Here is a 6,167-nt window from a genome sequence, read left to right on the forward strand (position 1 = left end):
GAGACCCATGGTAAACAAATTCAAGGCACGCTATCAAGACGAAGTAGTGCCTAAGCTGATGGAACAGTTCAAATACACGAACATTCATCAGGTTCCTAAATTAGTCAAAGTGACAGTGAACCGGGGTTTAGGCGAAGCATCGTCTAACGCAAAGGCACTGGAAGCATCGCTGAACGAAATCGCGAGGATTACCGGACAAAAGCCAGTTGTGACTCGCGCCACAAAAGCGATCGCAGGTTTCAAAATCCGCAAAGGAATGCCCGTCGGCATGATGGTGACGCTGCGCTCCGACCGGATGTACTCGTTCCTCGATCGCCTGATCAATCTGGCGTTACCCAGAATTCGCGATTTCCGAGGCATCAGTCCAAAAAGTTTTGACGGTCGCGGTAACTACACGCTCGGCGTGCGCGAACAGCTTATTTTTCCTGAGATTGAGTACGACAACATCGACCAGATTCGCGGGATGGACATTTCTATCACCACGACTGCGACGACCGATGAAGAGGGTCGTGCCTTACTTAAGGAACTGGGGATGCCCTTCCGGGATATCTGAGGCAATTTCATCAAGAGGAAGCTATGGCGGCTAACGATACCATTGCAGATATGCTGACGCGCATTCGGAATGCGACAATGGCGCGGCATCAAACAACAGAAGTTCCATCGACCAAAATGACGCGAAGCATTGCTGAAGTGCTGCGCTCGGAAGGATTTATTGCTGACTTTACAGAGCAGGAAGAAGGGATCAAGCGGATGCTGGTGCTTTCCCTCAAATACAAGGGCAAAAACCGTCGTCCCATTATTAACACTCTGAAGCGGGTCAGTAAGCCTGGACTGCGCGTTTACTCCAACCGGAAGGATTTACCTCGCGTGTTGGGCGGCATTGGCATTGCGATCATTTCAACGTCCAGCGGCATCATGACCGATCGCGATGCGCGTCGTCAGGGACTCGGCGGTGAAGTGCTTTGCTACATCTGGTAAGGCAGTTTTTAGATTACAACTCACTTTAATCAGGAGAAACTGTCATGTCTCGAATTGGTAAACGCCCAATCACGCTTCCGGCAAAGGTTGATGTGACGATCGACGGACAGGAAGTGAAGGTCAAAGGTCCGAAGGGCGAATTGGCTCGCGTCCTGCCTGCTGAAGTCGAAGTGACTCAGGAAGACGGCACAATTACGGTGGCACGCCGAAGCGACTCTCGCGCTGCCCGCCAGCGTCATGGACTCTCGCGCACCCTGGTTTCCAACATGGTCGAAGGGGTGTCGCAGGGATTCAGCAAGCGGCTGGAGATTCAAGGGGTAGGCTATCGTGCCCAGGTGCAGGGACGCAATCTGATCCTCAACGTGGGATACAGTCATCAGGTGCAAATTGAACCGCCCGAAGGCATTCAGCTTGCTGTAGAAAACAATACCAACGTGATTGTGTCTGGAATTAACAAAGAAGACGTGGGCAATACCGCCGCCAAAATTCGTGCGGTTCGTCCCCCGGAACCCTATAAGGGTAAAGGCATTCGCTACGCAGGTGAAGCCGTCAGACGTAAGGCTGGAAAGGCAGGTAAGAAGTAATGAAACTGACTCGCAAAGAATCAATCAAACGCCGCCATCGTCGCGTTCGTCGCAAAGTATTTGGCACTACGGAACGTCCCCGGTTGGCTGTCTTTCGATCGCATCAGCACATCTATGTCCAGGTGATCGACGATTCGCAACACCATACCCTGGTAGCAGCTTCCACGTTGGAACCCGATGTTCGATCGGAAGTTGAAACAGGTCGCAACTGTGATGCCTCGGTGAGAGTCGGACAGTTGATTGCAGAACGGGCAAAGGCACAGGGGATCGATCAGGTCGTATTCGATCGCGGCGGCAACCTCTACCACGGGCGTGTCAAAGCTCTGGCAGATGCAGCGCGGGAAGGCGGACTGAATTTCTAGGTCATGCTCTGAGTTCAATACAAGAAACTTGTTAGAAGGATAAGGATTATCATGGCGAATCGTCGCAAGAATAACCGTAACAACAAGGAAAAGGAAACCGATTGGCAGGAGCGTGTCGTTCAAATTCGCCGTGTAACCAAAGTGGTGAAGGGCGGTAAGAAACTCAGCTTCCGGGCGATCGTCGTGGTCGGAAATGAACGCGGGCAAGTCGGGGTCGGGGTCGGCAAAGCCAGTGATGTGATCGGCGCAGTGAAGAAAGGAGTCGCGGACGGCAAAAAGCACTTAGTTGAAGTGCCTTTGACCAAAGCAAACTCGATTCCTCACCCAGTTAATGGTGCAGGCGGCGGTGCAAAAGTAATGATGCGTCCGGCAGCACCTGGTACTGGGGTAATCGCGGGTGGCGCAGTTCGTACCGTACTGGAGCTGGCTGGCGTGAAGAACATTCTGGCAAAGCAGCTTGGCTCTGGCAATCCGCTCAACAATGCAAGAGCGGCAGCAAACGCGCTGTCTTCGCTTCGCACCTTCTCGGATGTGGCAGAAGAGCGGGGCGTTCCAATTGAGAATCTCTACGGTTAGTAGTTCGCCTAATCTGAAGGCGCGATCGCTTTAATGATCATCTAATGATCATCTCTTCATGATCATCTCTCGTTTATTGGCTGTATCACTATGAGACTACAAGACGCTGTTCCTCAACCTGGCTCACAAAAACGTCGTCGTCGTGTGGGTCGAGGCATCGCTGCCGGACAGGGCGCAAGCTGCGGCTTTGGGATGCGGGGTCAAAAATCTCGCTCCGGTCGCCCAACTCGTCCTGGATTTGAGGGTGGACAAATGCCCCTCTATCGCCGGATTCCGAAGCTGAAGCATTTCGAGCGAGTGAACGTGAAGCAATACACGGTCATCAACGTGGGCGATCTGGCAGAACTGAGTGCGAATTCCCAGGTGAGTCTGGCTTCGCTAATGGAGGCTGGTATCGTGACGACTGATGATGGTCCGCTCAAGATTCTGGGCAATGGTGATGTATCGGTTGCGCTAACCGTTCAGGGGGCTGCTTTCTCGGCATCGGCGCGCGAAAAAATCGAAGCGGCGGGCGGAACTTGTGAAGTGGTAGGTTAAAAGCTTCTTCAATTTGGGATGTTTGTTGCTGATCCCTTCAGTGTTGTTCTTGAGCGATCGGAACATCTACACTAGGAGAGAAGCTCTCAAATTACACTGCTCTACTGGTTTCATCAACCTTTTAATCAGCAGTACAGCGTACCTGCCAAATTCAGCAGAGGGACTCCTACATGGTCGTTAGTCGAGATAAAACTCCAACCGCTCAAGAAACTTTTGCCCAAATGGCGCAAGCAGCCGGACTGAGAAGTCGGTTGCTTGTGACCGTTGGAATGCTCATTTTAATTCGCCTGGGCATTTACATCCCGATCCCTGGAATCGATCGCGTTGCGTTTCAGCAGGGACTTCAAGGAAGTGGCCTAGGCAACCTCATTGGCATTCTCGATGTCCTGGCAGGGGGCGGTATTTCCGCTGTCGGCATTTTCGCGCTGGGAATTCTGCCCTATATTAATGCCTCCATTATTATTCAGCTTTTGACTGCTGCCGTTCCAAGCCTCGAAGACCTTCAGAAGAACGAAGGGGAAGCCGGACGACGCAAAATTTCTCAAATCACCCGATATGTTGCTTTGGGTTGGGCAATTTTCCAGAGCATTGGTATTTCGCTGCTGCTTAGCCAATACGCGGCAAGTCCAGGACCGCTGTTTATTTTCCAGACGGTGCTGGCACTGACCGCAGGTTCAATGTTTGTTATGTGGGTTGGTGAACTGATTACTGAGCGTGGCATCGGCAATGGAGCTTCGCTGCTGATCTTCGTCAGTATTGTTTCCACCCTACCTCGATCGCTCGGACAGACGATCGACTTGGCTCAAAGCGGCGATCGGAGCTTGGTGGGCGGCGTGATTATCCTGTTCCTGGTTTTCCTGGCAATGATCGTCGGGATTGTGTTTGTGCAGGAAGGGACTCGTCGGATTCCGATTATTTCGGCGCGTCGTCAGGTCGGTCGCCGGATGTATCTGGAAAAGAGCAGCTATTTGCCGCTTCGCCTTAATCAGGGCGGCGTGATGCCGATCATCTTTTCTTACATGGTGCTGTTTTTGCCTGCTTCGCTGGTCAACTTCTTCCCGAATAACCAGGTTTTGATTCAGGCGGTTCGCTACCTCAGCCCCGGTCACTGGCTGAATATTCTGCTTTATCTGGTGCTGATTCTCTTCTTTAGCTATTTCTACGCTTCGCTGATCGTGAACCCTGTAGAAATGTCCCAAAACTTGAAGAAGATGGGCGCGAGCATTCCCGGTATTCGTCCTGGTAAGGCAACCAGCGACTATATCGAAAAGGTGCTGAATCGGCTAACGTTCCTGGGCGCAATCTTCCTGGGTCTGGTCGCAATTATTCCGACTGCGGTAGAAGGCGCAACGCAGGTCAGAACCTTCCAGGGTTTGGGCGCAACGTCGCTGCTGATTCTGGTGGGTGTGGCGATCGACACCGCAAAGCAAATTCAGACCTATGTGATTTCCCAACGCTATGAAGGGATGGTGAAACAATAGTGGCTCGATTGATCTTTTTAGGACCTCCTGGCGCAGGTAAGGGTACGCAGGCACAGGTATTAGCCAAGCACTTTGGCATTCCTCACATCTCCACTGGGGATATTTTGCGGAGTGCAGTGGCGCGGCAGACGGAGTTAGGGCAAAAAGCGCAGTCCTATATGGATCAGGGCGAACTGGTTCCCGACCAGCTCATTATTGATATGGTACGGGAGCGGCTCCACGAAGATGACGTGACTCCAGGCTGGATTCTCGACGGTTTTCCCCGTACGGTGACTCAGGCAAACTCTCTCGATCAACTGCTTCAGGAAATCCATCAGTCCTACGATTACGTGGTGAATTTTGATGTACCTGATGTAATTCTGATCGATCGCCTGCTGAACAGGGGGCGGAAGGACGACACCGAAGAGGTGGTGAAGCATCGTCTGGATGTTTATCGCAAGCAGACCGCTCCGCTAATTGACTTCTACCAGAACCGCAGTCAGTTGATTTCGGTGAACGGCGATCAGTCGGTCGAGGATGTGACGGCTCACCTGGAGCAGTTAATCAACGCTTAATTTCACTCAGTTCCTTTGCTGAAATATAGTTGGGCTGCGTTGTCTCGAAGAAGAGTTGGCGCAGCCCTTCTTTATTTTGTGGCGATCGTCCTATAAGGGAATCCTCAATCCGGTGACAGGATACCCGCGTTGATATAGGCGCATCAGCTCACCGGGAAGCGGTTGAATGGGTGACGCACTGGCACGAACAATAATCGGTTGAGTCCAGGCGTAGCTATCGCAAAATCCGCAACGCTCCAGGTCAATCACACTCTGATCGACCGCATCGGGATCGCCTAGCAGGATAAACTTTACCTGCGATCGCCCCGGAGGGGGGCTGGCATCGCCTCGCCCAAAACGGTCATGCAAAGGTTTACCGAAAGCCGTAGACGGTTCGGGAGGGTAAGTCATGTATTTAGATCTCCATAGGGTAAAGAACCCTAGAGAGTGGAACAAGACTTTAAAACATGACTGAATCAACCAGAACGTATAATCGTCCTAGCCTTCAGACTGCTCACATCAGCCTGGGAGGTTAGCTGGCTATGAGTGTTCGCAGCACCCATAGTCGGCGATCGATCTCCTGATGAGAACAATCACTCCCTCAGTCCATCTCTAGGTAAAGCATGGCTCTCCGGTTAAGTTGCATTGAGCCATTGCTTCACGCCACCAAAATTTTTTTGTGCGAGTAATAGTAGGGGGTGGGGCGATGCGACGCAGTTTCCCCTTCGGGGTAATCGTGATTTATCAGAAACAGCTATGGTCTAGGCTGTAATTTCATCGAACCACCCTTGATTCGGGCTAATTCCGTTTTTAGGATCTTAGGCGGAATGGAAGGCAAAAACAGACCGAAGAAACGCTCTCAGGATTCGGGCTAATGCCTGGAATCAGGGGATTATGCGGAAAATTTGTCGGGCTAATGTTCAATTGGAGCGATTAGACGGAATTCATTCAGCCTAATTGCCTCTATAGGGTAGATAGCCCGAACGAGTTCAGCCCAATCAGTAGTTATACGCGCGACTCGAAGTCGTTCGGGGGAGTTGGAAGGATTCCTAAAAGTCTTTCCCTGCCAGTGTTCAGGCAGATGTCCGCCTCAGAATATTCAACCAGTAATGGGAG

General features: G+C 51.7%; 9 protein-coding genes. 8 read left to right on the forward strand and 1 reads right to left on the reverse strand.

Going from position 1 to position 6,167, the window contains the following annotated elements; translation table 11 throughout:
• Positions 1-7: 7 nt before the first annotated feature.
• From rplE to NDA02_RS13725, 8 genes are all read left to right on the forward strand, one after another.
• Positions 8-553, forward strand: coding sequence for a 50S ribosomal protein L5 (gene rplE / locus NDA02_RS13690; protein ID WP_190789673.1), 546 nt, complete (start codon positions 8-10; stop codon positions 551-553).
• Between the two features lie 23 nt (positions 554-576).
• Positions 577-978: a 30S ribosomal protein S8 gene (gene rpsH / locus NDA02_RS13695; protein ID WP_190789672.1), complete on the forward strand. Its 402-nt coding sequence runs from the start codon at positions 577-579 to the stop codon at positions 976-978.
• Between the two features lie 44 nt (positions 979-1,022).
• Complete coding sequence (gene rplF, locus NDA02_RS13700) at positions 1,023-1,562, forward strand: 50S ribosomal protein L6 (RefSeq protein ID WP_190789671.1); 540 nt, start codon at positions 1,023-1,025, stop codon at positions 1,560-1,562.
• Entirely contained in the window at positions 1,562-1,924 is a 363-nt protein-coding gene (gene rplR / locus NDA02_RS13705; protein ID WP_190789670.1) for a 50S ribosomal protein L18, read from the forward strand. The genes rplF and rplR overlap by 1 nt, the downstream gene beginning before the upstream one ends.
• A 48-nt stretch (positions 1,925-1,972) precedes the next feature.
• Entirely contained in the window at positions 1,973-2,500 is a 528-nt protein-coding gene (gene rpsE, locus NDA02_RS13710) for a 30S ribosomal protein S5 (protein WP_347277807.1), read from the forward strand.
• Between the two features lie 90 nt (positions 2,501-2,590).
• Entirely contained in the window at positions 2,591-3,037 is a 447-nt protein-coding gene (gene rplO, locus NDA02_RS13715) for a 50S ribosomal protein L15 (protein WP_190789668.1), read from the forward strand.
• Positions 3,038-3,207: 170 nt separating this feature from the next.
• Entirely contained in the window at positions 3,208-4,518 is a 1,311-nt protein-coding gene (gene secY / locus NDA02_RS13720) for a preprotein translocase subunit SecY (protein WP_190789667.1), read from the forward strand.
• Complete coding sequence (locus tag NDA02_RS13725; protein WP_190789666.1) at positions 4,518-5,072, forward strand: adenylate kinase; 555 nt, start codon at positions 4,518-4,520, stop codon at positions 5,070-5,072. The genes secY and NDA02_RS13725 overlap by 1 nt, the downstream gene beginning before the upstream one ends.
• 90 nt (positions 5,073-5,162) lie before the next feature.
• Here the strand turns inward: NDA02_RS13725 and NDA02_RS13730 are convergent, their stop codons facing one another.
• Positions 5,163-5,462: a hypothetical protein gene (locus NDA02_RS13730; RefSeq protein WP_190789665.1), complete on the reverse strand. Its 300-nt coding sequence runs from the start codon at positions 5,460-5,462 to the stop codon at positions 5,163-5,165.
• Positions 5,463-6,167: the final 705 nt, after the last annotated feature.

This window comes from Leptolyngbya sp. ST-U4 (assembly GCF_039962215.1).
Taxonomy (GTDB): Bacteria; Cyanobacteriota; Cyanobacteriia; order Elainellales; family Elainellaceae; genus Leptolyngbya_A.

Bases quoted from the DNA above. Each gene is read 5' to 3' on its own strand.
- secY (WP_190789667.1), top strand. From the start codon at position 3,208: ATGGTCGTTAGTCGAGATAAAACTCCAACCGCTCAAGAAACTTTTGCC.
- rplE (WP_190789673.1), top strand. From the start codon at position 8: ATGGTAAACAAATTCAAGGCACGCTATCAAGACGAAGTAGTGCCTAAG.
- rplF (WP_190789671.1), top strand. From the start codon at position 1,023: ATGTCTCGAATTGGTAAACGCCCAATCACGCTTCCGGCAAAGGTTGAT.
- rplR (WP_190789670.1), top strand. From the start codon at position 1,562: ATGAAACTGACTCGCAAAGAATCAATCAAACGCCGCCATCGTCGCGTT.
- rpsH (WP_190789672.1), top strand. From the start codon at position 577: ATGGCGGCTAACGATACCATTGCAGATATGCTGACGCGCATTCGGAAT.
- rplO (WP_190789668.1), top strand. From the start codon at position 2,591: ATGAGACTACAAGACGCTGTTCCTCAACCTGGCTCACAAAAACGTCGT.
- NDA02_RS13730 (WP_190789665.1), bottom strand. From the start codon at position 5,462: ATGACTTACCCTCCCGAACCGTCTACGGCTTTCGGTAAACCTTTGCAT.